Consider the following 23109-nt stretch of genomic DNA (forward strand, 5'->3'; position numbering starts at 1 on the left):
CGTGCAAAAATGCTACTGCATAAGGAATTTTTCAAGGAACTGACGGGTTCGCGGCTGTTGAGGGTTGGCGAATAAGCTTTTCGCCGGCCCCTGCTCCACAATCCGCCCCTGATCCATGAAGATGGCTCTGTCAGCAACATCGCGGGCAAAGCTCATCTCATGCGTCACGATCACCATCGTCCGTTTTTCCTGCGCCAGCTGGCGAATGGTGTTCAGCACCTCACCCACCAGTTCCGGATCGAGCGCTGAAGTCGGTTCATCAAACAGGATCACGTCCGGGCGCATCGCCAGCGCGCGCGCTATCGCCACGCGCTGCTGTTGCCCTCCCGACAGACGCCGCGGATAGCTGGTCTCTTTCCCCGCCAGCCCGACTTTGGCCAGCAGCTCGCGAGCGCGCGCCGTCGCTTCCTCTTTAGGCTCACCTTTAACGATAACCGGCCCTTCAATAATGTTCTCCAGCACCGTACGGTGCGGGAAGAGGTTGAAGTTCTGGAAAACGAAGCCGACATGCTGGCGCAGACGGCGAATCAACCCTTTCTGCTGGCTGATGGATTTCCCGGTATCAATCGTTATCTCCCCGACCCGAATGGTACCGCCTTCCGGCTGTTCAAGCAGGTTAATGCTGCGCAGCAGCGTGGTTTTCCCTGAGCCGCTCGGCCCAATGATTGCCACCACTTCGCCCTGCTCGACTTCAAGATCGATCCCGTGGAGCACCGTTTGACCGTGGAATTTTTTCACCAGGTTTTTGACGTCGATAGCACTCATTTTGGATCACGCTCCTGGCGGTTAAGCTGGTTTTCGAAATAGTTTTGCAGGGCAGACAGCACCGTCGCCATCACCCAGTAAATCAGCGAGGCAGCCAGATACATGGTAAAAACTTCAAGCGTACGGGAGGTGATGAGCTGTGCCTGACGGAACAGCTCCGGTACCTGAATCGTTGCCGCCAGGGAAGTATCTTTCACCAGACTGATGAAGCTGTTGCTCAGCGGTGGAAGCGCCACGCGCGCCGCCTGCGGCAGAATGGCCCGGCGAAGCGTCTGCCATGGCGTCATCCCGATACTGGCCGCCGCTTCCCACTGCCCTTTGTCAATGGAGGAGATGGCCGCACGCAGGGTTTCAGAGGTATACGCCGCAGTATTGAGCGACAGACCAATCATCGCTGCGGGAATCGGATCCAGCTCGATACCAAACTGCGGTAAGCCGTAGTAGATCATAAAGAGCTGGGCGATAAGCGGCGTACCGCGAAAGACGGAGATATAAAAACGCGCCAGCCAGCGCACCGGCAGGATGGGTGACATGCGCATTAAGGCCAGCACAAATCCCAGTACCAGCCCGAAGAACATCCCGCCGATACTGAGCTGTAACGTAAATACCGCACCTTTCAGCAGATACGGCAGAGAATCAATAACCAGTTGAATACTTTCTTGCATTATTATTTTTCGACCTGACTTTTAGACATGAGGATGGTAGGCAAACAGCGCAGGCGCCCCACCTGTATGGACAAATAAAATCGGCCCTTCATCCTTAAAGCGTTTCTGCGCAATGCCATCAATCAGTCCGGCCATCGCTTTGCCGGTATACACCGGATCGAGCAGTATCCCCTCGAGGCGGGCCAGCAGTTTCACCGCTTCCATGCCCTCTTCGTTCGGCGTGCCGTAACCCGGCGCAAAATAGTCATCCCAGAGCAGAATATCGGCCTTTGCCTTCAGCTCCAGCTGCGCGGCGACCGCCTGCTGTAAAGCGACCACTTTTGGCTTCTGATCCGCGACGCTGCGGGACACCGTCACGCCAATCAGCTCGACGTCCGGCAGCAGTTGCTCCAGCCCTACCGCCAGCCCGGCATGCGTGCCTGCACTGCCGGACGCGACAACCACGGAGGAGAGGCCCACCGCGCCCTCGCACTGTTGGGCAATTTCCAGCGCACTTTCCACATACCCCAGCGCGCCCAGCGCATTCGAACCGCCAACAGGGATAACGTAGGGGCGGAAACCCTGCGCTTCCAGACGCGTCGCCAGCTCATCGAGCTGGGCGGTCGGGTCGGTCAATGCATCCACCATTTCGACCTGTACATTAAACAGGTCCAGCAGCAGACGGTTACCGTTGGTGAGATAGTTTTCTGCCCGCGTGCCAATCGGGTTTTCCAGCAATGCCACGCAATGGAGTCCGAGCTTTGCCGCCACTGCCGCCGTCTGACGAACGTGGTTGGACTGGATAGCCCCGGCAGTGATGAGCGTATCCGCGCCCTCGCGCAGGGCGTCCGCCGCCAGAAACTCCAGCTTACGCAGCTTATTGCCCCCCATCGCCATGGGCGTCACGTCATCACGCTTAATAAAAATATCGCGCCCTAAATAATCAGAAAATCGCGGCAGGTACTCCAGCGGCGTCGGCGCGCCGATAAACTCCAGGCGAGGAAAGCGCGTTAAATTCTGTAGTGACATGGGTTCTCCGGTAACTCTGACAAAATGTGATATTTTTCATTATGCACGCAGACGCGAAAGAAATAAAAAAGGCGCTTTTAAAAGCGCCTTTTTTTACGTCAGAAACTTATTTCGTGACGTCTGCACCGAACCACTTCTCGGAGAGCGCTTTCAGGCTTCCGTCTTTTTGCATGTCAGCAATCGCGGAATCAATCGCTTTGACCAGGTCTTCGTTACCTTTACGCACGGCCACGCCTGATTCCTGACGAGAGAACGCATCACCCGCTACCGCCAGGGTGTTGTTGGTTTTCTTCACCAGATCCAGCGCTGCCAGGCGGTCAACCAGAATGGCGTCGATACGGCCCACGCGCAGATCCTGGTATTTCGTCGGGTCATCATCATAGGTGCGGATATCCACGCCCTGCACGTTCTGGCGCAGCCACTCTTCGTAGTTAGTCCCCAGACCAACACCGACTTTCTTCCCTTTCAGGTCTGCGGCAGTTTTAATCCCGCCTTCGTTGCCTTTCTTCACCAGCGCCTGAATACCGGACACGGTGTACGGCGTAGAGAAGTCATACTTCTTCTTACGCTCGTCAGAAATGGTCACCTGATTAATCACCACATCAATACGTTTGGAATCCAGCGACGCCAGCATACCGTCCCATTTGGTCGGTTTCAGTGACGCTTTAACGCCGAGGTGCTTCGCCAGCTCTTCAGCAAACTCCACTTCGAAACCGGTCAGCTTACCGTCATCGCCCTGGAAGCTGAACGGAGGATACGTTCCTTCCAGCCCAACCAGCAGCGTACCGCGCTCTTTTACTTTATTCAGCAGGTTTTCTGCGGCGAACGTTTTCACGCTCATGCCCGCAACCAGCGCAACGGCCATAACACCCATCAGCGCCTGACGACCCAGAAGTGCAAATTTCATAAATACCCCGATATAGTGGAATTTTTACGTAGTGTAGAGAAATCGCCTGCAACGTCAAAGGCGACTGCGCTACATCTTATTCTTTTTTAATATATATCAGAAGTTGTTCCGGCGTGGGCTTTCTGCTTTATGGCACCCGGCATTTGTACCTTGTATTGCGCATACTTGCGCAGCGCAATTCGGTAGTTATTGGTGCTGGTCGCAGGCAGCCACGGCTCCAGATTTTCATCCAGATAACCGGTTTTCAGCAGATCGCGAGAAATATTGTTTACGGTCAGATGTTGCCCAAGGCGACGCAGGCGAACCACATATTCGCGAACGGTGCCGTGGCTCATCTCCGTTTGTTCAAACAGGAATTGCTTGAAGCCGATGATGTCGAAGAAGTCGCTTTGCTCTTTGCAGTGGAGATCCCCACAGAAACGGCAAAGCGCCACCCACTCTTTTTGCTCTTCGAGCCATGCTGCTTCGTCCATCAACGTGTCGAGACGCGAAATCGCAATCTTATTGACGATTTCGCCCCGGCGAACCAGCGTGATACGATCGAGTAACTTGTTACAGTGGGCGCAATGCGTCTGGCTGTGTTTAAAGTCTTTCAGGTAGCGGCTTAAAGGCCGTCTTTTAGATTGCTGCACCGTCATGATAACTCCTGGTTGTCAATACGTTGTGCGGCATTTTTCAGGTGAATCAATCACCTATAACTTACCCAGCTTGGTTCGTAAGCGTTTAATGGCCTGGCTGTGCAGCTGGCTCACCCGCGACTCTCCCACCTCCAGAACAGCGCCAATCTCTTTGAGGTTAAGCTCTTCCTGGTAATAAAGGGTCAATACCAGCTGTTCGCGTTCAGGCAGAGCTTCAATAGCCTCCATGACGCGCTGGCGTAAATTCCCTTCCATTAAATGGTGTAACGGGTTTTCTTGCTGGTGCTCATCCGTCACCAGCTCGATGCTATCGCCATGCTCTTCGCGCCACTCGTCATAAGAGAAGAGTTGGCTATTATTGGTATCGAGCAACATCTGACGATACTCTTCAACAGCAATGCCAAGACGTTCCGCCACTTCGGTTTCCGTTGCGTTACGTCCCAGTTCCTGTTCCAGCTGCCCCATCGCATGCGCCACTTCGCGCGCGTTGCGGCGAACACTGCGCGGCACCCAGTCGCGGCTGCGCAGCTCGTCCAGCATCGCACCACGAATACGCTGAACTGCGTAAGTCGTAAATGCCGTTCCTTGCAGAGCGTCGTATCGGTCAACTGCATTCAATAACCCGATACCGCCCGCCTGTAGCAGATCGTCGAGTTCCACGCTCGCCGGCAAGCGCACCTGGAGGCGCAATGCTTCGTGACGCACCAGCGGGACATAACGCTGCCACAGCGAGTGTTTATCCATTACACCTTCAGCGGTATAGAGTGAATTCACGATAAACAGCCCTGCGTTAGTTGAGTTATCGGCATGATTATCCGATTCTGCAGGGCGTTCAATTGGATGAAAAAGGGGGATAAAATGAGGTTATTCTGAGGTTGCCCACAACAGGGGCAACTTTTCTGCCTAAATTAACAGTTGTAACAATGAAAGATCGTCGCCCAGCTTGACGCTATCTATATGTTGATGAAAGAGCTTTCCCGCTTCCTGATTATGCTGGCTAAGGGAGTGGAAGCTGTAAATAACATCAATAATATTATCTTGTTCAATTTTTCCCGCCACGAGAGCCTGACCGGCAAGTAACGTTTTCAGGAAATAGAACTCCGCAACGATTAAATAAAGATTATTCAACATGCTGCGGCCATTGTTCTGTGGGAAGCCCTGCTCCCAGAGTTTGTATTTAAAAAAGTTCTTAAATAAATGGTCATTGGTCGCCAGGTAACTGCCCGCCACATCGCGCCAGACGGACTCGATGTTCTCCATGACCTTCTCTGCCGGTACGGCATCACCGACAGATTCGAACTGTTGATAAAGCTGAGTAAAATAGCGGTTTAATACCGCGCCGCCGCGAGCGGTCGCTTTCTTCGTAAAGTAGCTCTGGATAAGCGAAATTAACGCGAATTTCAGGCTGTAGTTCTGATTAAACCCGCCCAGTTCCGTTTTGATTTTACCGCTCACCAGTTCGTTAACCAGCGAGAAATAAACCGTTTCAAGCGTGCCGATATTCTCTTCGAGATTCTCGAGCTTTTCAGCCACCATGAGGAATTTCACCACGGCGTAAACCTGCTCTTCAACGCAGACCGCTTCAACGCTGAAAAGGTTTTGGCAGAAGAGATTGATGACCTTTGCTTTTAAATCAATCATTGGCGCAGTATTGACGTCCTGCTGGACAATGACAGATTCCATCATCGACATAGACTCCCGATCGTTCAACAGAAGTCGGGTCACTTCCGGACACGAGAGGTTCAGCGATTTTTCGATTTCATTTTTATAGACCCGGTTTGTCCGTGGAAACGACGAACAGGTTGGGCTTAACGCCTGCGCGCCCATGGCGCTATGAATAGAACAGAGTTTTTCAGTATCCATAAACGGGCAGTTTTTACTTTCCGTATGGAAAATCACTTCGCCCCAGTTGCCATACTGTTTTTTGGTAACTTTTATCGCCGTTTTCGCCGTATGACGAATGGCGGCATTTTTGCTGTTCAGGTAACGGTTAACGGAGGATTTATCAAACGCGATGGTCCAGCCCTGACAACAATGTTCACGGCATTCCCCACCGACACATGAAAAATCTGCGACCAGCTTTGGTTGAGTGACACTGATTTGTTTCACAGGTGGATTCTCAAATAGCAGAGATAAAAAAACCCCGCCGAAGCGGGGTTTCACGCGTAATATTAACGCAGCAGAGACAGAACGGTCTGTGGAACCTGGTTTGCCTGAGACAGAACAGAAGTACCAGCCTGCTGCAGGATCTGCGCGCGGGACATGTTGGAAACTTCAGTTGCGTAGTCAGCGTCCTGGATACGGGACTGAGCAGCAGACAGGTTGTTAGAGGTGTTGTTCAGGTTGTTGATTGCAGAAGTGAAGCGGTTCTGCACAGCACCCAGACCAGAACGTGCTTTATCAACGGTAGCGATAGCTTTGTCGATGGTGTTCAGGTCAGTAGCGGTCATTGCTTTCAGGTCGATAGCGTTCACGCCCAGAGTAGTAGAGTCAGCTTTAGCGCCGCTCAGATCCAGGTTGATGGTGTCGCCGTCGTTAACGCCAACCTGAATTTTAACCACACCAGCAGTACCTGCAGTGCCGTCCAGCAGTTTGATGCCGTTGAAGTCAGTTTTGCCCGCAACACGGTCGATTTCAGCCAGACGAGCGGTAACTTCATCCTGCAGAGAAGCCAGGTCAGATGCGCTGTTGGTGCCGTTGCTTGCCTGAACAGCCAGTTCACGAACACGCTGCAAGTTGTTGTTGATTTCGTTCAGAGAACCTTCAGCAGTCTGCGCCATGGAGATACCGTCGTTGGCGTTACGTGCAGCCTGGGTCATCCCTTTGATCTGAGCGGTCATGCGGTTTGCAATCGCCTGGCCAGCAGCATCGTCTTTCGCGCTGTTAATACGCAGACCGGAAGACAGACGCTCGATAGCAGTGCCCAGAGAAGACTGAGATTTGTTCAGGTTGTTCTGAGTGGTCAGGGACAACAGGTTAGTATTGATAACTGCCATAATTTTGTTTCCTTCAAAAATTGGGTTTTAGGTCCGGTGCCTAACACTCACAGCGTCTCTCACCGTCAACAAGGTTATCGACGGGTCCCCAAAAGACTTTAGAATCAATTTTGAAAAAATTACAAGCCGATGATTATTAATTATTTTATTTTTAAAAAATCAATTAAGGTCCGCCAGAGGCTTATTATTTACGCTTTTTAAATGCACAAAGAGATGACAAAAAAGGCACACACTTATTCGTGTTTTCAATGCTGTGATAATGACCCTAAAGTGCAATCCTTTCATTTACCCCGCCAGGACGCGTCTATTCTTTGGATTATTTTTTTCTCGCCATCGTAAACTTTTACCTTGAGAGGCCGATAAGAGTCCTGAACTACTTTCGTATTTTAAGGAAAATATGCATGGCTACTATCAGTAACCTCGGGATAGGTTCTGCAGGACTCGGGGATTTATATAATCAGTTGGAAGCGGCAGAGAAAACCAAGCTGACGACGATTACTTCCCAGCAATCAACGTATAACGCACAGCTAAGTGCTTACGGCAAGCTGCAGAGCGCCATGACATCGCTGCAGACTGCGACCGCTGCACTGGGTAAAGCAACCACCTGGAACTCAACGTCCGTTAGCAGCACCAACACGGCCTTTACTGCCACCACAACGGCTGACGCGTCCGTGGGTTCCTTTGTTGTCAACGTCAACCAGGTTGCGAAAGCACAGGCACTCACTACCGGCTCCTATGCTAACAACACGGACCTGCTGGGCGATACGACAGGTACAACGCGTAAAATCACCATCACCCAGCCGGGTACCACAACGCCTTTAGAGGTCACCCTGGCAGATGGCGATACGTCGCTGGCCGGGATCGCGAGCGCCATTAATAAAGCGAACGGCAACGTCACCGCCAGCGTCATTAAAGCGAAAGACGGTGATTACCGCCTGATGCTGTCATCAAAAACCACCGGTACCGATGGTGCGATGACGGTAAGCGTTACCGGCGACGCCAAGCTGCAAAGCGCCATTGGCTACGATTCAACCACCAAAACGGGCGCGCTGACGGTGAATACCGCCGCACAGAACGCGATTGTGGTGGTGAACAACATCTCGATCGAGCGCCAGTCAAATACCATTACCGATGCGCTGCCTGGGGTCACCTTCAGCGTGAAAGCGCAAAGCACGGCAGACGAAACCCTTGAGGTTTCACGCGCAACGGATGCGAACCAGAAGGCGATCACGGACTGGGTCACAGCGTATAACTCGCTGCAGTCTACCATTAACAGCCTGACGAAGTATGTTCCGGTCGATGCAGGCTCCGGCAGCCAATCTACCAGCAACGGCGCGCTGGTCGGTGATGCGAACGTGCGTGGGGTTCAGTCTCAGCTGCGCGGCCTGCTGACCGAAGTGCAGACCGGCTCCATTCAGATTATGGCCCAGTTGGGGATTACCCAGGATCCGGTGAAAGGCGCGGACGGTACCGTCGGTAACCTGAAAGTCGACACCGATAAGCTGAAAAAAGCGCTGACCGACAACCCGAACGCCGTACAGCAGTATTTTGTCGGTGACGGAAAGAAAACCGGTATGGCGACCCAGATGAACAACACGCTGACCACCATGCTCAGCACCAGTACCGGCAGCGCCGGGGTGATCCAGAACGCGAAAGACGGGATCAACAAAACGCTGAAAACGCTGGGCGAACGTTACGATGCCATGGATGCTCAAATTGAAGCCACCATGGCACGTTACAAAACCCAGTTCACCAGTCTGGACGTATTAGTCACCAAAATGACCAGTACAGCCAACTACCTGACCCAACAGTTCTCACAAAAGTAGTCGTAGCCTTCAGGAGTGGATATGTATAAGACCTCTGGTGTTCAATCCTATCAGCAGATAGGAGTCGAAAGCGCAGTCATGAATGCCAGTCCACACCAGCTGATTGTCATGTTGTTCGACGGGGCGCATAGCGCCCTTGTTCGCGCGCGTCTGTTCATGGAAGCCGGACAAATTCGCGAAAAAGGCGAAGCCTTATCCAAAGCCATCAACATCATCGACAACGGTTTAAAAGCAGGACTGAACATGGAGGTTGAGAGCGAGTTGTCCGGTAACCTTGCCTCCTTGTACGAATATATGGTTCGACGTTTGTTACTGGCGAATGTCAGTAATGACGTAGACGCAATTGTTGAAGTCGAGGGTTTATTAAACAACATTGCGGATGCGTGGAAGCAAATCGGCCCCAATGCGTCCTCTATATCAGGATAATTTTTGATGAATAATCCCAGCGCAGCGCTTAGCCACTGGCAGGCGCTACATGCTCAGAGCATTGCTATGCTAAATCTCGCACATTCTGGTCAATGGGATGCGCTTATCGAGCAGGAAATGCATTACGTTCAACTGGTGGAAAAGATTTCGCAAACGCCCATCATGTCATGCCCTCCGGCTCAGGTTGAGCAAGCGCGTGCGCTGCTGGAAATGATCCTTGAAAATGAGAATGCGCTAAAGGCACTGTTGAAAGTCCGCATGGACGAACTGCGCAGTCTGATTGATCAAACCGGTAAACAGCAATCCATCACTTCTACCTATGGAAAGCTGTCAGGGAATATTCTTTATCCAGAAAGTTTTACCCGCGACACACAACTATGATTTCTTCATCCATACTCCAGAAGTCTGCCAACCGGCTTCTGGAGCAAGGATGATGAAAAACCCCACCCTGTTACAATGTTTTCACTGGTATTACCCTGCTGGCGGTGAATTGTGGCGAGAGGTCACGGCGTTAGCTCCCAATCTTAACGAAATCGGCATCAACATGATCTGGCTGCCGCCCGCCTACAAAGGTGCGTCCGGCGGGTATTCTGTCGGCTATGACTCTTACGACCTGTTCGATCTCGGCGAGTTTGACCAGAAAGGCAGTATTGCCACGAAATACGGCGACAAAGCGCAGCTGCTGGAGGCCATTAACGCCCTTAAAAGCAACGACATTGCCGTGCTGCTGGACGTGGTGGTCAACCACAAAATGGGTGCCGATGAGAAAGAATCTGTCCGCGTTCAGCGTGTGAATGAACAGGACCGCACGCAAATCGATGACGAGGTCATCGAGTGTGAAGCCTGGACCCGCTATACCTTCCCTGCCCGCGCCTGGCAATATTCCCGGTTTATCTGGGACTACAAATGCTTCAGCGGCGTCGACCACATTGAAAACCCCGATGAAGACGGCATCTTTAAAATCGTCAACGACTACACCGGCGAAGGCTGGAACGATCAGGTTGATGATGAGATGGGTAACTTCGATTACCTGATGGGCGAAAATATCGACTTTCGCAATCACGCCGTGACCGAGGAGATCAAATACTGGGCCCGCTGGGTCATGGAACAGACGTGCTGCGACGGTTTTCGTCTGGACGCCGTTAAGCATATTCCCGCCTGGTTTTACAAAGAGTGGATTGAGCACGTCCAGGAAGTCGCCGACCAGCCGCTGTTTATCGTGGCGGAATACTGGTCCCACGAGGTGGATAAACTTCAGGCCTATATTGACCAGGTCGAAGGCAAAACCATGCTGTTTGATGCTCCCCTGCAGATGAAATTCCACGAGGCGTCACGTCAGGGTCGGGATTACGACATGAGCCAAATCTTCACCGGTACCCTGGTGGAAGCCGATCCATTTCATGCGGTGACCCTCGTCGCGAACCATGACACCCAGCCTTTACAGGCACTCGAAGCGCCGGTCGAAGCCTGGTTCAAGCCGCTGGCCTACGCGCTAATCCTGCTGCGGGAAAATGGCGTGCCGAGCGTCTTTTATCCGGATCTCTTCGGCGCCAGCTATGACGACACGGGAGGAGACGGTGAAACGTACCATATTGATATGCCGGTCATTGAGCAGCTTCACGAGCTGATCCTCGCGCGTCAGCGTTTTGCCCACGGCGTGCAGACGCTGTTTTTCGACCATCCTAACTGCATTGCCTTCAGCCGCAGCGGCACGGATGACGATCCCGGCTGCGTGGTGGTGATGTCAAACGGGGACGACGGTGAAAAAGTGATTTGTCTTGGGGAAAACTACGGCAACAAAACGTGGCGGGATTTTCTCGGCAATCGCGAAGAAACCATCACTACGGCGGCGGATGGCGAAGGCACTTTTACCTGCAAAGGCGGAAGCGTGAGCGTGTGGGTAATAGAGGATGCGCTTTAGAACAGGAAACGTGCGGCCTGATGCCCTCACCCCGTCCCTCTCCCACAGGGAGAGGGCGCAAACACCAAAAACGGCAACGAGGTTGCCGTTTTGCGTTTACCTTTAGGGCAGTTTACTCGCCAGCGGACTCTTGCTCAGGTAATCGGCACACTCAACCGTTGGGCGATCGACCTTCTGCAGCTCCAGCCCGTCGTACTCAAGCGTCAAGCCATCGCGCTCCAGCGGATAGATATCGAGCTTACGCGTCACGTTGTAATAACTGTCTGAACGCAGCATGATTTTACCCGGCACGGCAATCACGCGCTGCCACTGACGGCAGTCCAGCGTATCGCCCTCCTCCGTCACCACCAGCGTGGCAATCGCATTCGGGCTGACCATGTTGCTCTGCGGCCCTTTCGACTGCCAGTACCCCGCCAGATGCGCCGGGACAGGATGCTTAATCACGTCGTTATAGTTATCGACCTGAACGCACCCGGTCAGTGCCAGCAGCGCGCCAGCAATTGCTATTTTTTTCATCATCTTTCCTGCAATCGAAGAAAAAAATATTGTGGCATTAAAGCGCTGCGGCTGCCAGCGAAGATCGACAGGTCTTAAACCTGCATTCCCATGACCTCTTGATAGGCCGACACCAGCTTGTTACGCACCTGGATCCCCATCTGCAGGGAAACCGAGGCTTTTTGCAAATCGGTCATCACATCATTCAGCGCCACGCCCGGCTCACCGAGGGTGAACTTTTCTGCCTGAGTGCGCGCTGCGGTCTGGGTATCACTGATACGGTCAAGAGCGGCATGCAGTTGCCCTGCGAAGCTGATGCTCGGCTGCTGATCTGCCACATTCTGATTACGGGCCGTCATCGCCGTTGCCTGCAACTGACTGATTACCCCTTCAATGCCCTGTATAGCCATGACTTTCCCCTGGATGGTTTTTTACGCGGTCAAGACTAACAGCTTGTCAATAAGATAATGGCGGTAAATAGCATGAAAAAACCAGGTTATTTGACCCATAGAAAATCACGAATCATCAAATAATGGCAGGGCCATCAATATGGAACTTTTGTCGTGTTTGCCGACCCGGGAGTCAGTTTTGTTTCTCTACACGAATAACGTAAACCACCAGGATTTAAGAGGTGCGCAATGAGTGCAACAGCATCGACAGCGCCGCAGAATAAATCACTCGAGTGGATGAACCGCCTTCGCGCGAATCCTAAAATCCCGTTGATCGTGGCAGGCGCTGCCGCAATTGCGATCCTTGTAGCGATGGTCCTGTGGGCGAAAAGCCCTGATTACCGGACACTCTACAGTAACCTTTCCGATCAGGATGGCGGCGCCATCGTCACCCAGCTTACCCAGATGAACATCCCTTATCGCTTTGCCGATAATGGCGGTGCGCTTGAGGTACCGGCAGATAAGGTGCACGAACTGCGTCTGCGTCTGGCTCAGCAGGGGCTGCCGAAGGGCGGCGCGGTGGGTTTTGAGCTGCTGGATCAGGAAAAATTCGGTATCAGCCAGTTCAGCGAGCAGGTGAACTACCAGCGTGCGCTGGAAGGTGAACTGGCCCGCACCATTGAAACATTAGGCCCGGTGAAGAGTGCCCGCGTGCACCTGGCGATGCCTAAACCTTCTTTATTTGTCCGTGAACAGAAATCACCTTCGGCTTCCGTTACCGTGAACCTCGAACCTGGCCGCGCGCTGGACGAAGGGCAAATCAGCGCGGTGACGCATCTCGTCTCCAGCGCCGTCGCCGGTCTGCCGCCGGGTAACGTAACGCTGGTTGACCAGAGCGGTCACCTGCTGACGCAATCCAATACCGCCGGTCGCGATCTCAATGACGCGCAGCTGAAATATGCCGCCGATGTCGAAAGCCGTCTCCAGCGTCGTATTGAAGCGATCCTCGGCCCGGTTGTGGGTAACAGCAACGTGCACGCGCAGGTTACCGCGCAGATCGACTTCGCGAATAAAGAACAAACTGAAGAACAATACAGCCCGAACGGCGATGCGGCTCAGGCGGTCATGCGTTCACGCCAGATCAATTCGAACGAGCAGGTCGGCGGTGCATACCCAGGCGGCGTGCCGGGTGCGTTGTCTAACCAGCCGGCCCCGGCTAACGCGGCGCCGATCTCTACGCCTCCGGCCAATCAGCAGAACGGTCAGCAAAATAATCAGCAGACCACCTCAACGGCCAGTAACGCCGGTCCGCGTACCAGCAGTCGTAACGAAACCACGAACTATGAAGTGGACCGGACGATTCGCCACACTAAACTGAACGTGGGCGATATTCAGCGTCTTTCCGTTGCGGTAGTGGTGAACTACAAAACGCTGGCGGATGGCAAACCGTTGCCGCTGACCGCCGAGCAGATGAAGCAGATTGAAAACCTGACCCGTGAAGCGATGGGTTACTCCGAGAAGCGCGGCGATACCCTCAACGTGGTGAACTCACCGTTCAACTCGGTTGAAGAGACCGGCGGTGAACTGCCGTTCTGGCAACAGCAGGCGTTTATCGACCAACTGATGTCCGCAGGCCGCTGGCTGCTGGTGCTGATTGTCGCGTGGCTGCTGTGGCGTAAGGGCGTTCGTCCGCAGCTCCAGCGCCGCGCTGAAGCCGAAAAAGCGGCTCGCGAGCAGATGAATGCGCGTCAGGAAACGGAAGAAGCGGTTGAAGTGCGTCTCAGCAAAGATGAACAGATGCAGCAGCGTCGTGCTAACCAGCGCATGGGCGCTGAGGTCATGAGCCAGCGCATTCGCGAAATGTCAGATAACGATCCGCGCGTCGTGGCGCTGGTCATTCGCCAGTGGATGGGTAACGAACATGAGTAATACGCTTACGGGCACCGATAAAAGCGTCATCCTGCTGATGACCATTGGCGAAGATCGCGCGGCAGAGGTGTTTAAACACCTCTCCCAGCGAGAAGTGCAAATTCTCAGTGCGGCCATGGCCAACGTGCGTCAGATCTCCAACAAGCAGCTGACTGAAGTGCTGGCAGAGTTTGAACAGGAAGCCGAACAGTTTGCCGCGCTGAACATCAACGCCAACGACTACCTCCGTTCCGTGCTGGTCAAGGCGCTGGGCGAAGAGCGTGCCTCCAGCCTGCTGGAAGACATTCTGGAAACCCGCGATACCGCCAGCGGTATCGAAACGCTCAACTTTATGGAACCACAGAGTGCTGCCGACCTTATTCGCGACGAGCACCCGCAGATTATCGCCACCATCCTTGTCCACCTTAAACGTGGTCAGGCGGCCGATATTCTGGCGCTGTTCGAAGAGCGCCTGCGTCACGACGTGATGCTGCGTATCGCCACCTTCGGCGGCGTCCAGCCTGCCGCGCTGGCGGAGCTGACCGAGGTGCTCAACAACCTGCTCGACGGCCAGAACCTCAAGCGCAGCAAAATGGGCGGCGTGAGAACGGCGGCGGAAATCATCAACCTGATGAAAACGCAGCAGGAAGAGGCGGTCATTACAGCGGTTCGCGAATTCGACGGCGAGCTGGCACAGAAAATCATCGACGAGATGTTCCTGTTCGAGAACCTCGTCGAAGTGGACGACCGCAGCATCCAGCGCCTGCTCCAGGAAGTGGATTCCGAGTCGCTGCTTATTGCCCTCAAAGGTGCCGAGCAGCCGCTGCGCGAGAAATTCCTGCGCAACATGTCTCAGCGTGCGGCCGATATCCTGCGCGACGACCTTGCCAACCGCGGCCCGGTTCGTCTGTCTCAGGTGGAAAACGAACAGAAAGCCATTCTGCTTATTGTTCGTCGTCTGGCGGAAACCGGCGAGATGGTGATTGGCAGCGGAGACGACACCTATGTCTAATGAGCTGCCGTGGAAGCGCTGGACGCCGGACGATCTGGCTCCTCCCCTCTCCGAGTTCACGCCAGCCGCGATCCCGACCGAGGAGCTTGACCCGGACGTCGAGCAGCCCGAGCTGAGCGAAGAAGAGCAGCAAGCACAGATGCTGGCTCAGCTGCAAATGCAGGCGCACGAGCAGGGCTACAATGCCGGTCTGAACGAAGGCCGGCAGAAAGGCCACGAGCTGGGGTACCAGGAAGGCCTGTCGAAAGGGTTAGAGCACGGTATCGATCAGGCGCGCCAGCAGCAGGCGCCGATCCATGCCCGCATGCAGCAGCTGGTCAGCGAGTTTCAGCACACGCTGGACGCGCTGGACAGCGTGATAGCCTCGCGACTGATGCAGATGGCGCTGGAAGCCGCGCGTCAGGTGATCGGCCAGACGCCCGTGGTGGATAACACGGCGCTTATCAAACAAATTCAGGGCCTGCTGCAGCAGGAGCCGCTGTTCAGCGGGAAGCCGCAGCTGCGCGTCCATCCGGACGATCTGCAGCGTGTGGAAGAGAGCCTGGGCGCGACGCTAAACCTGCACGGCTGGCGCCTGCGTGGTGACCCGTCGTTACATCACGGCGGCTGCAAAGTCTCTGCCGATGAAGGTGACCTGGATGCCAGCGTCGCCACCCGCTGGCAGGAACTGTGCCGCCTGGCGGCACCGGGAGTCGTCTGATGACTGCGCGCCTCACCCGCTGGCTCACCACGCTCGACAACTTTGAGACGAAGATGGCGCAACTGCCCTCTGTTCGTCGTTATGGGCGACTGACGCGCGCCACCGGTCTGGTACTGGAGGCCACCGGCCTGCAGCTGCCGCTGGGCGCGACCTGCGTGATCGAGCGTCAGGACGGTCTGGAAACGCGTGAAGTGGAAAGCGAAGTAGTCGGGTTCAACGGCCAGCGCCTGTTCCTGATGCCGCTTGAAGAGGTGGAAGGCATTCTGCCCGGCGCGCGCGTGTATGCCAAAAACACGTCTGGCGACGGGCTGCAAAGCGGGAAGCAGCTGCCGCTTGGCCCTGCCCTGCTGGGCCGCGTGCTGGACGGCAGCGGGAAGCCGCTCGACGGACTGCCCTCCCCGGACACCACCGAAACCGGCGCGCTGATCACCCAACCGTTTAACCCCCTGCAGCGAACCCCTATCGAGCATGTGCTCGACACCGGCGTGCGCCCGATTAACGCCCTGCTGACCGTGGGACGCGGACAACGTATGGGCCTGTTCGCCGGGTCAGGCGTGGGTAAATCCGTCCTGCTCGGCATGATGGCGCGCTACACGCAGGCTGATGTGATCGTTGTAGGTCTGATTGGCGAACGTGGTCGTGAAGTAAAAGACTTTATTGAAAACATTCTGGGAGCGGAAGGCCGCGCCCGCTCGGTGGTCATCGCCGCGCCGGCGGACGTGTCGCCGCTGCTGCGTATGCAGGGTGCCGCGTATGCCACCCGTATTGCCGAAGATTTCCGCGACCGCGGCAAGCACGTGCTGCTGATCATGGATTCCCTGACCCGCTACGCGATGGCACAGCGTGAAATCGCGCTGGCCATCGGTGAGCCACCGGCGACCAAAGGCTATCCGCCTTCGGTCTTCGCCAAACTCCCTGCCCTCGTTGAGCGCGCGGGGAACGGCATCAGCGGCGGCGGTTCCATCACCGCGTTCTATACGGTACTGACCGAAGGCGATGACCAGCAGGACCCGATTGCCGACTCCGCGCGCGCGATCCTTGACGGCCATATTGTGCTGTCGCGTCGTCTCGCCGAAGCCGGACACTATCCGGCCATTGATATTGAAGCCTCTATCAGCCGCGCAATGACGGCGCTGATAACCGAGAAGCACTACGCCCGCGTGCGTAACTTTAAACAACTGCTCTCCAGCTTCCAGCGCAACCGCGATCTGGTCAGCGTGGGGGCGTATGCCAAAGGCAGCGACCCGATGCTCGACAAAGCGATTACCCTGTGGCCGCAGCTGGAGGCATTTTTGCAACAAGGCATTTTTGAACGCGCCGACTGGGAAGATTCAATTCAGGCACTGGAGCTGATTTTCCCGCAGGTGTAACACAGGTGGAGGGCGAAGGTCATGGCGCAAAACAGCGCGTTATCAACGCTGAAAGATCTGGCTGAAAAAGAAGTTGATGATGCCGCATTGCAGCTTGGCGCAATGCGACGCGGGTGCCAGCAGGCTGAAGAACAGTTGAAGATGTTGATCGACTATCAGCATGAATATCGCACCAACCTCAATACCGATATGACACAGGGCATTGGAAGCCAGCGCTGGATTAACTATCAGCAGTTTATCCAGACGCTGGAGAAGGCGATAGATCAGCATCGCCAGCAGCTTAACCAGTGGACCCAGAAAGTCGATACCGCGCTGAATTTCTGGCGTGAGAAGAAGCAGCGGCTGCAGGCCTGGCAGACTTTACAGGACCGACAGATCGCGGCAACGACCCTGGCGGAAAACCGTCTGGATCAGAAGAAAATGGATGAGTTTGCCCAGCGCGCATCAATGAGGAAACCGGAATGATCACACTGCAACAACTGCTGATGAGCGACAGCGACCTGTCAGGCGGCACGCAAACAGGGAAAGGCACCGACGGTGCACAGGACTTTCTCTCTCTGCTGGCGGGCGCCCTGTCGGACGCAACGGGCAAGGGCAAAGATGCGCCGCTGACCCTGGCTGACCTGAAAGCCGCCGGCAGTAAGCTGTCAAAAGAGGCTCAGGACGCCAAAGGGGATACCACCCTGCAGGCCAAAATTGCCGACCTGCTCTCGCGCCAAACCGCGCTGAATGGCAATGAAACGTCGCCCATCACCTCGCTTGATACGCTGGTTTCCGGGCTGGTTCCGCTGTCTAAAGGTGACGCACTGAAGACGCTCAATGCGGCAAACAGCAAGGATGACGGTAAAAGCGAGCTGAGCGAAGAAGAACTGGCCGGATTGAGCGCCCTGATGGCGATGCTGCCGCACCAGCAAACTACCGCCTCTCGCGTGGCGGGCAGTGACGGCGTTTCGGCCACCGCAACGCTGAATTCCGCGACGCTTTCGCACAATGGTGCGGACCAACCGTCCCTGAACGCGCCTGCAGGAAGCCATGATAAAGCACAGGATTCTACACCTTATCAGAGCCAGGTGAAAAATAACGAACCTGCCCTGTCGGGCAACGCGCCGACAACCCCGGCCCTGGCCGCGGCGGCAGAGAAGCAGGAGCTCGCCAGTTCCTCCTCCTCAGCCTCCCCAACGGCTACCCTGGCACCGATTATGTCCAGCCATGCGACCAGTCAGACGGCCGCCACCGTCGCCACCGCTCCGGTGTTAAGCCAGCCTCTGGGCTCCCACGAATGGCAGCAATCCCTGAGCCAGCACATCACCCTGTTCACTAAACAGGGCCAGCAGACAGCCGAGCTGCGTCTGCACCCGGAAGATCTGGGTCAGGTGCAAATTTCGCTTAAGCTGGATGATAACCAGGCGCAGCTGCAGATGGTCTCTGCGCACAGCCATGTCCGTGCGGCGCTGGAAGCCGCGCTGCCGGTACTGCGGACCTCACTGGCGGAGAACGGTATTCAGCTTTCGCAGAGCAGCGTCAGCAGCGAGAGCTTTGCCGGGCAGCAGCAGTCCTCATCCCAGCAGCAGCATCAGGCTTCGCGTTCCGGCAACGCCGGCGGTTTTAATGAAGAGAGCGATGAGCTACTGCCTGTTCCTGCTGCCCTGCAATCCGCCGCACGCGGTAACAGTGCCGTAGACATCTTCGCCTAAACGCCAGAGGTAGCGTGATTATCCCCGTCTTTTCCACGCTTTGACGACAGCAGGACACGGGATAATCACCTTATTAAGCTGTACCGAAACAGGAAGCTCGTATCAGATGACTGACTCCGCTATCACCAAAAAAAGTAAGCGCTCCATCTGGATCCCGCTGCTGGTGTTGATCACGCTCGCCGCCTGCGCCACTGCGGGCTATAGTTACTGGCGTATGCAGCAGAAACCTACCACCGCTGCAGCCAAAGCTGAAGCGCCGCCTCCGCCGGCTCCAGTTTTCTTCCCGCTGGATACCTTCACCGTCAATCTGGGTGATGCGGATCGTGTGCTTTATGTTGGCATTACGCTGCGCCTGAAAGATGAAGCCACTCGTTCACGTCTGAACGATTACCTTCCGGAAGTGCGCAGCCGCCTTCTGCTGCTGTTCTCTCGTCAGGACGCTTCGACGCTGGCCACCGATGTGGGTAAGCAAAAGCTGGTCGACGCCATTAAACAAACGCTGGCGACCCCGCTGGTAAACGGCCAACCTAAGCAGGAAGTCACTGACGTTCTGTATACAGCATTCATTCTGCGGTAACGACATGGGCGACAGTATTCTTTCTCAGGCAGAAATCGATGCGCTGCTTAACGGCGACAGCGATAACAATGATGATCCTAAACCGGGTATTGGCGGCGATAGCGATATTCGTCCCTATGACCCGAATACCCAGCGTCGCGTGGTACGTGAACGTCTGCAGGCGCTGGAGATCATTAACGAACGTTTTGCACGCCAGTTCCGTATGGGGCTGTTTAACCTGCTGCGTCGTAGCCCGGATATCACGGTCGGTGCGATCCGCATTCAGCCGTATCATGAGTTTGCCCGCAACCTGCCGGTGCCAACCAACCTTAACCTGATTCATCTGAAGCCGCTGCGCGGCACCGGTCTGGTGGTGTTTTCCCCAAGCCTGGTGTTCATCGCGGTGGATAACCTGTTCGGCGGCGACGGGCGTTTCCCGACCAAAGTAGAAGGTCGTGAATTCACCCACACCGAACAGCGCGTCATTAACCGCATGCTGAAGCTGGCGCTGGAGTCCTACAGCGACGCGTGGAAAGCGATTAACCCGCTGGAAGTGGAGTACGTCCGTTCTGAGATGCAGGTGAAATTTACCAATATCACCACCTCCCCGAACGATATCGTCGTTAACACCCCGTTCCACGTAGAGATCGGTAACCTGACCGGCGAGTTCAACATCTGCCTGCCGTTCAGCATGATCGAACCACTGCGCGAGCTGCTGGTTAACCCGCCGCTGGAGAACTCCCGCAACGAGGACCAGAACTGGCGTGAGAACCTGGTCCGCCAGGTCCAGCATTCGCAGCTTGAGCTGGTGGCGAGCTTCGCCGATATCCCGCTACGGTTATCTCAGATCCTGAAATTACAACCCGGTGATGTTTTGCCGATAGAAAAACCCGACCGCATTATTGCCCATGTGGATGGTGTCCCCGTGCTGACAAGCCAGTACGGCACGATTAACGGTCAGTATGCGTTACGCGTTGAGCACTTGATCAACCCGATTTTGAATTCGCTGAATGAGGAACAGCCCAAATGAGTGACATGAACAATCCGTCCGATGAAAACAGCGGAGCACTGGACGATCTGTGGGCTGACGCGTTAAACGAGCAAAAAGCGACCCCGGCCAAAAGCGCAGCGGATGCCGTATTCCAGCAGCTCGGCGGCGGTGATGTCAGCGGCACGCTGCAGGACATCGACCTGATTATGGATATCCCGGTTAAGCTGACCGTTGAACTGGGACGCACCCGCATGACTATTAAAGAGCTACTGCGCCTGACGCAGGGCTCCGTGGTGGCCCTTGACGGTCTGGCCGGTGAGCCGCTGGATATTCTGATCAACGGCTATCTGATTGCTCAGGGTGAAGTGGTGGTGGTGGCCGATAAATACGGCGTACGTATCACCGACATCATTACCCCGTCTGAACGTATGCGTCGTCTGAGCCGTTAAGCATGAAAACCCAGGCAACACTATCGCAACCTTCTGCCGTTCCCGGCTCGCCTCTGCTCCAGGTGAGCGGGGCGTTGTTCGGTATTATTGCCTTTATTCTTATCGCCGCCTGGCTGGCAAAGCGCTTTGGCCTGGCGGGTAAAACCGCCGGTGCCCGCGGCCTGAAGGTCAGCGCCAGCACCACGCTGGGGCCACGCGAACGCGTGGTCATCGTCGAGGTGGACGACGCGCGTCTGGTTCTGGGCGTAACGGCCTCAAACATCAGCGTATTACATAAACTGCCGCCCGCCCCTGCTGTGGTGGACGAGCGTGCAGAGGCCCCTGCGGATTTTCAGTCCGTCATGAAGAGTTTGCTTAAGCGTTCCGGGAGATCCTGATGCGCCGTTTGTTATCCCTGACGCTTGCGGGCGTTGGCCTGTTTGCTCCCGCGGTTTATGCACAGCTGCCCGGTCTGGTCTCCACCCCTCTCGCGGGCGGCGGACAAAGCTGGTCCCTTCCGGTCCAGACGCTGGTGTTCATCACCTCGCTGACGTTTATTCCGGCTATCCTGCTGATGATGACCAGCTTCACCCGCATCATCATCGTCTTTGGTCTGCTGCGAAACGCGCTGGGCACCCCTTCCGCACCGCCAAACCAGGTTCTGCTTGGGCTGGCACTGTTTTTGACCTTCTTCATAATGTCGCCGGTGATCGATAAGATTTATACCGACGCCTACCAGCCGTTCAGCGAAGATAAAATCTCCATGCAGGAGGCGCTGGATAAAGGCGCGCAGCCGCTGCGAGAATTTATGCTGCGCCAGACGCGCGAAGCCGACCTGGCCCTCTTTGCCCGCCTGTCCAACACCGGCGAGCTGCAGGGACCGGAATCTGTGCCAATGCGTATTCTTCTGCCTGCCTATGTCACCAGCGAGCTGAAAACCGCGTTCCAGATTGGCTTTACCATCTTTATTCCGTTCCTGATTATCGACCTGGTGATCGCCAGCGTCCTGATGGCGCTCGGGATGATGATGGTGCCGCCCGCGACCATTGCCCTGCCCTTTAAGATCATGCTTTTTGTGCTGGTCGACGGCTGGCAGCTGCTGGTCAGCTCGCTGGCGCAGAGTTTCTACAGTTAAGGAACGGCAATGACACCCGAATCGGTCATGATGATGGGCACGGAGGCGATGAAAATCGCGATTGCCGTTGCCGCTCCGCTGCTGCTTGTCGCGCTGGTTACCGGTCTGATTATCAGTATTCTGCAGGCCGCCACGCAGATTAACGAAATGACGCTGTCGTTCATCCCGAAAATCATCGCCGTGTTCGTGGCGATTATCGTGGCCGGACCGTGGATGCTGAACCTGTTGCTGGACTATATGCGCAACCTGTTTACCAATCTGCCGTACATCATCGGCTGACCTGACGATGCTGCACTTCACCAGCGACCAGTGGGTTCAGTGGCTCGGCGTCTATTTCTGGCCGATGCTGCGCATCATGGCGCTAATCTCCACCGCCCCCATTCTTAGCGAGAAATCGATACCCAAGCGCGTCAAGGTGGGGCTGGGCATTATCATCTCCATTATCGTCGCGCCCTCTCTCCCCCCTGTGGATATTCCGATCTTCTCGGCGAACGCGGTGTGGGTCGCCCTGCAACAGGTGATGATTGGCGTCGCCGTCGGCTTTACCATGCAGCTCGCCTTCGCCGCGGTGCGTACCGCAGGGGAACTGATCGGTCTGCAGATGGGGTTATCGTTCGCCACGTTTGTTGATCCCGGTAGTCATCTCAACATGCCCGTGCTGGCGCGCATTATCGATCTGCTCGCCATGCTGCTGTTCCTGTCGTTCAACGGCCATCTGTGGCTTATCTCCATGCTGGTGGATACGTTCCATACGCTGCCGATTGGCGAAAATCCGGTGAACAGCAACGCTTTCCTGGCGCTCACCCGCGCGGCGGGGCTGATCTTCCTGAACGGGCTGATGCTGGCGCTGCCGATCATCACCCTGCTGCTGACCGTCAACCTGGCATTAGGTTTACTGAACCGAATGGCGCCGCAGCTTTCGGTGTTTGTCATTGGTTTTCCGCTGACGCTGACGGTTGGAATTTTATTAATGTCATTACTGATGCCACTTATCGCTCCCTTCTGTGAACATTTATTCGGCGAGATATTCAACCTGTTAGCGGATATTGTCAGCGAACTGCCTCGTAAATAATAGCCCGCACTGTTGCTACTGTCTTTCTGAGGATATTCCTAAAATAAAACGCGAAAAACATCTTCCAGGATATATCTGACGCGGTTTAATTGTTTCTAACCATCTCACAATACTTAATATTTACTTTACTTTAAGAAGATTCCTGGCAAATTATACGTAACTTTACGGGATAGTGAGTCCGCCTGAAAGTCTTTGTCATGCTCACAG

General features: G+C 55.2%; 26 protein-coding genes and 1 pseudogene. 17 read left to right on the plus strand and 10 right to left on the minus strand.

Features of this window, described 5'->3' with window-relative positions:
- Window positions 1-12 precede the first annotated feature (12 nt).
- The 8 genes from tcyN to ACMGG5_RS21060 form a co-directional block, all read right to left on the minus strand.
- Window positions 13-765, minus strand: a complete 753-nt coding sequence (tcyN, locus tag ACMGG5_RS21025; protein ID WP_008500343.1) for an L-cystine ABC transporter ATP-binding protein TcyN — start codon at window positions 763-765, stop codon at window positions 13-15.
- Window positions 762-1430, minus strand: a complete 669-nt coding sequence (tcyL, locus tag ACMGG5_RS21030) for a cystine ABC transporter permease (protein WP_014884380.1) — start codon at window positions 1428-1430, stop codon at window positions 762-764. The genes tcyN and tcyL overlap by 4 nt, the downstream gene beginning before the upstream one ends.
- Window positions 1431-1451: 21 nt before the next feature.
- Window positions 1452-2438: a D-cysteine desulfhydrase gene (gene dcyD / locus ACMGG5_RS21035; RefSeq protein ID WP_420278468.1), complete on the minus strand. Its 987-nt coding sequence runs from the start codon at window positions 2436-2438 to the stop codon at window positions 1452-1454.
- A gap of 106 nt (window positions 2439-2544) precedes the next feature.
- On the minus strand, window positions 2545-3345 hold the full coding sequence (gene tcyJ / locus ACMGG5_RS21040; RefSeq protein WP_023336163.1) for a cystine ABC transporter substrate-binding protein: 801 nt from the start codon (window positions 3343-3345) through the stop codon (window positions 2545-2547).
- 86 nt (window positions 3346-3431) lie between these two features.
- A complete protein-coding gene (gene fliZ, locus ACMGG5_RS21045) occupies window positions 3432-3983 on the minus strand; it encodes a flagella biosynthesis regulatory protein FliZ (protein WP_008500339.1) in 552 nt (183 codons plus the stop codon).
- Window positions 3984-4037: 54 nt separating this feature from the next.
- Entirely contained in the window at window positions 4038-4757 is a 720-nt protein-coding gene (locus ACMGG5_RS21050) for an RNA polymerase sigma factor FliA (protein WP_014170714.1), read from the minus strand.
- Window positions 4758-4886: 129 nt separating this feature from the next.
- Complete coding sequence (fliB, locus tag ACMGG5_RS21055) at window positions 4887-6092, minus strand: flagellin lysine-N-methylase (protein ID WP_032646306.1); 1206 nt, start codon at window positions 6090-6092, stop codon at window positions 4887-4889.
- A gap of 62 nt (window positions 6093-6154) precedes the next feature.
- Window positions 6155-6979, minus strand: a complete 825-nt coding sequence (locus ACMGG5_RS21060; RefSeq protein WP_023312294.1) for a flagellin — start codon at window positions 6977-6979, stop codon at window positions 6155-6157.
- Window positions 6980-7380: 401 nt separating this feature from the next.
- On the opposite strand from ACMGG5_RS21060, the gene fliD reads away from it, so the two are divergent.
- From fliD to amyA, 4 genes are read left to right on the plus strand one after another with little or no spacing between them, the layout of a single operon-like run.
- Complete coding sequence (fliD, locus tag ACMGG5_RS21065; protein ID WP_024909768.1) at window positions 7381-8805, plus strand: flagellar filament capping protein FliD; 1425 nt, start codon at window positions 7381-7383, stop codon at window positions 8803-8805.
- Window positions 8806-8826: 21 nt separating this feature from the next.
- On the plus strand, window positions 8827-9231 hold the full coding sequence (gene fliS / locus ACMGG5_RS21070; protein ID WP_023312296.1) for a flagellar export chaperone FliS: 405 nt from the start codon (window positions 8827-8829) through the stop codon (window positions 9229-9231).
- 6 nt (window positions 9232-9237) lie between these two features.
- Window positions 9238-9612 (plus strand): flagella biosynthesis regulatory protein FliT, encoded by a 375-nt coding sequence (fliT, locus tag ACMGG5_RS21075; RefSeq protein WP_024909767.1) that lies wholly within the window; start codon window positions 9238-9240, stop codon window positions 9610-9612.
- Between the two features lie 52 nt (window positions 9613-9664).
- Window positions 9665-11152, plus strand: a complete 1488-nt coding sequence (gene amyA, locus ACMGG5_RS21080) for an alpha-amylase (protein WP_420278634.1) — start codon at window positions 9665-9667, stop codon at window positions 11150-11152.
- 102 nt (window positions 11153-11254) lie between these two features.
- Here amyA and yedD read toward each other — a convergent pair whose 3' ends face one another.
- Window positions 11255-11668, minus strand: coding sequence for a lipoprotein YedD (yedD, locus tag ACMGG5_RS21085; RefSeq protein ID WP_420278469.1), 414 nt, complete (start codon window positions 11666-11668; stop codon window positions 11255-11257).
- A gap of 74 nt (window positions 11669-11742) precedes the next feature.
- Window positions 11743-12057, minus strand: coding sequence for a flagellar hook-basal body complex protein FliE (fliE, locus tag ACMGG5_RS21090; protein WP_008500329.1), 315 nt, complete (start codon window positions 12055-12057; stop codon window positions 11743-11745).
- A 228-nt stretch (window positions 12058-12285) separates the two neighbouring features.
- Here fliE and fliF point away from each other — a divergent pair, with 228 nt between their 5' ends.
- From fliF to fliR, 13 genes and pseudogenes are all read left to right on the plus strand, one after another.
- Entirely contained in the window at window positions 12286-13965 is a 1680-nt protein-coding gene (gene fliF, locus ACMGG5_RS21095) for a flagellar basal-body MS-ring/collar protein FliF (protein WP_024909764.1), read from the plus strand.
- Entirely contained in the window at window positions 13958-14956 is a 999-nt protein-coding gene (gene fliG, locus ACMGG5_RS21100) for a flagellar motor switch protein FliG (RefSeq protein ID WP_023312301.1), read from the plus strand. Before fliF ends, fliG begins: the two co-directional genes overlap by 8 nt.
- Window positions 14949-15656 carry a flagellar assembly protein FliH gene (fliH, locus tag ACMGG5_RS21105; protein ID WP_024909763.1) on the plus strand — a complete coding sequence of 236 codons (708 nt, stop codon included), beginning with the start codon at window positions 14949-14951 and terminating at the stop codon, window positions 15654-15656. The genes fliG and fliH overlap by 8 nt, the downstream gene beginning before the upstream one ends.
- Window positions 15656-17026: a flagellar protein export ATPase FliI gene (fliI, locus tag ACMGG5_RS21110; protein ID WP_008500325.1), complete on the plus strand. Its 1371-nt coding sequence runs from the start codon at window positions 15656-15658 to the stop codon at window positions 17024-17026. Before fliH ends, fliI begins: the two co-directional genes overlap by 1 nt.
- Window positions 17027-17047: 21 nt before the next feature.
- Window positions 17048-17491, plus strand: coding sequence for a flagellar export protein FliJ (gene fliJ / locus ACMGG5_RS21115; RefSeq protein ID WP_023312304.1), 444 nt, complete (start codon window positions 17048-17050; stop codon window positions 17489-17491).
- Entirely contained in the window at window positions 17488-18720 is a 1233-nt protein-coding gene (fliK, locus tag ACMGG5_RS21120; protein ID WP_420278470.1) for a flagellar hook length control protein FliK, read from the plus strand. The genes fliJ and fliK overlap by 4 nt, the downstream gene beginning before the upstream one ends.
- Window positions 18721-18826: 106 nt before the next feature.
- Window positions 18827-19297: a flagellar basal body-associated protein FliL gene (gene fliL, locus ACMGG5_RS21125; RefSeq protein ID WP_024909761.1), complete on the plus strand. Its 471-nt coding sequence runs from the start codon at window positions 18827-18829 to the stop codon at window positions 19295-19297.
- 4 nt (window positions 19298-19301) lie between these two features.
- Complete coding sequence (fliM, locus tag ACMGG5_RS21130; protein WP_023336184.1) at window positions 19302-20306, plus strand: flagellar motor switch protein FliM; 1005 nt, start codon at window positions 19302-19304, stop codon at window positions 20304-20306.
- The gene (fliN, locus tag ACMGG5_RS21135) at window positions 20303-20716 is read left to right on the plus strand and encodes a flagellar motor switch protein FliN (protein ID WP_008500318.1); all 414 of its coding nucleotides are present in this window, start codon (window positions 20303-20305) and stop codon (window positions 20714-20716) included. Before fliM ends, fliN begins: the two co-directional genes overlap by 4 nt.
- A 2-nt stretch (window positions 20717-20718) precedes the next feature.
- Entirely contained in the window at window positions 20719-21093 is a 375-nt protein-coding gene (gene fliO / locus ACMGG5_RS21140) for a flagellar biosynthetic protein FliO (RefSeq protein ID WP_028016024.1), read from the plus strand.
- Window positions 21093-21830, plus strand: a complete 738-nt coding sequence (gene fliP / locus ACMGG5_RS21145; protein ID WP_024909733.1) for a flagellar type III secretion system pore protein FliP — start codon at window positions 21093-21095, stop codon at window positions 21828-21830. Before fliO ends, fliP begins: the two co-directional genes overlap by 1 nt.
- Before the next feature lie 9 nt (window positions 21831-21839).
- Complete coding sequence (fliQ, locus tag ACMGG5_RS21150) at window positions 21840-22109, plus strand: flagellar biosynthesis protein FliQ (protein WP_008500315.1); 270 nt, start codon at window positions 21840-21842, stop codon at window positions 22107-22109.
- Window positions 22110-22116: 7 nt separating this feature from the next.
- Window positions 22117-22909 (plus strand): annotated as a pseudogene (gene fliR, locus ACMGG5_RS21155) (flagellar biosynthetic protein FliR); the annotation flags it as partial.
- Window positions 22910-23109 lie beyond the last annotated feature (200 nt).

The organism is Enterobacter sp. BNK-34 (assembly GCF_048684445.1).
In the GTDB taxonomy this organism is placed as follows: domain Bacteria; phylum Pseudomonadota; class Gammaproteobacteria; order Enterobacterales; family Enterobacteriaceae; genus Enterobacter; species Enterobacter pseudoroggenkampii.

Excerpts from the sequence above, each read along its gene's own strand:
- fliI (WP_008500325.1), top strand. The coding sequence starts at position 15,656 with ATGACTGCGCGCCTCACCCGCTGGCTCACCACGCTCGACAACTTTGAG.
- fliQ (WP_008500315.1), top strand. The coding sequence starts at position 21,840 with ATGACACCCGAATCGGTCATGATGATGGGCACGGAGGCGATGAAAATC.
- fliH (WP_024909763.1), top strand. The coding sequence starts at position 14,949 with ATGTCTAATGAGCTGCCGTGGAAGCGCTGGACGCCGGACGATCTGGCT.
- ACMGG5_RS21060 (WP_023312294.1), bottom strand. The coding sequence starts at position 6,979 with ATGGCAGTTATCAATACTAACCTGTTGTCCCTGACCACTCAGAACAAC.
- fliM (WP_023336184.1), top strand. The coding sequence starts at position 19,302 with ATGGGCGACAGTATTCTTTCTCAGGCAGAAATCGATGCGCTGCTTAAC.
- fliO (WP_028016024.1), top strand. The coding sequence starts at position 20,719 with ATGAAAACCCAGGCAACACTATCGCAACCTTCTGCCGTTCCCGGCTCG.
- fliK (WP_420278470.1), top strand. The coding sequence starts at position 17,488 with ATGATCACACTGCAACAACTGCTGATGAGCGACAGCGACCTGTCAGGC.
- fliJ (WP_023312304.1), top strand. The coding sequence starts at position 17,048 with ATGGCGCAAAACAGCGCGTTATCAACGCTGAAAGATCTGGCTGAAAAA.
- tcyJ (WP_023336163.1), bottom strand. The coding sequence starts at position 3,345 with ATGAAATTTGCACTTCTGGGTCGTCAGGCGCTGATGGGTGTTATGGCC.
- fliP (WP_024909733.1), top strand. The coding sequence starts at position 21,093 with ATGCGCCGTTTGTTATCCCTGACGCTTGCGGGCGTTGGCCTGTTTGCT.
- dcyD (WP_420278468.1), bottom strand. The coding sequence starts at position 2,438 with ATGTCACTACAGAATTTAACGCGCTTTCCTCGCCTGGAGTTTATCGGC.
- tcyN (WP_008500343.1), bottom strand. The coding sequence starts at position 765 with ATGAGTGCTATCGACGTCAAAAACCTGGTGAAAAAATTCCACGGTCAA.
- amyA (WP_420278634.1), top strand. The coding sequence starts at position 9,665 with ATGAAAAACCCCACCCTGTTACAATGTTTTCACTGGTATTACCCTGCT.
- fliG (WP_023312301.1), top strand. The coding sequence starts at position 13,958 with ATGAGTAATACGCTTACGGGCACCGATAAAAGCGTCATCCTGCTGATG.
- fliT (WP_024909767.1), top strand. The coding sequence starts at position 9,238 with ATGAATAATCCCAGCGCAGCGCTTAGCCACTGGCAGGCGCTACATGCT.
- tcyL (WP_014884380.1), bottom strand. The coding sequence starts at position 1,430 with ATGCAAGAAAGTATTCAACTGGTTATTGATTCTCTGCCGTATCTGCTG.
- yedD (WP_420278469.1), bottom strand. The coding sequence starts at position 11,668 with ATGAAAAAAATAGCAATTGCTGGCGCGCTGCTGGCACTGACCGGGTGC.
- fliD (WP_024909768.1), top strand. The coding sequence starts at position 7,381 with ATGGCTACTATCAGTAACCTCGGGATAGGTTCTGCAGGACTCGGGGAT.
- fliF (WP_024909764.1), top strand. The coding sequence starts at position 12,286 with ATGAGTGCAACAGCATCGACAGCGCCGCAGAATAAATCACTCGAGTGG.
- fliL (WP_024909761.1), top strand. The coding sequence starts at position 18,827 with ATGACTGACTCCGCTATCACCAAAAAAAGTAAGCGCTCCATCTGGATC.
- fliS (WP_023312296.1), top strand. The coding sequence starts at position 8,827 with ATGTATAAGACCTCTGGTGTTCAATCCTATCAGCAGATAGGAGTCGAA.
- fliZ (WP_008500339.1), bottom strand. The coding sequence starts at position 3,983 with ATGACGGTGCAGCAATCTAAAAGACGGCCTTTAAGCCGCTACCTGAAA.
- fliN (WP_008500318.1), top strand. The coding sequence starts at position 20,303 with ATGAGTGACATGAACAATCCGTCCGATGAAAACAGCGGAGCACTGGAC.
- fliE (WP_008500329.1), bottom strand. The coding sequence starts at position 12,057 with ATGGCTATACAGGGCATTGAAGGGGTAATCAGTCAGTTGCAGGCAACG.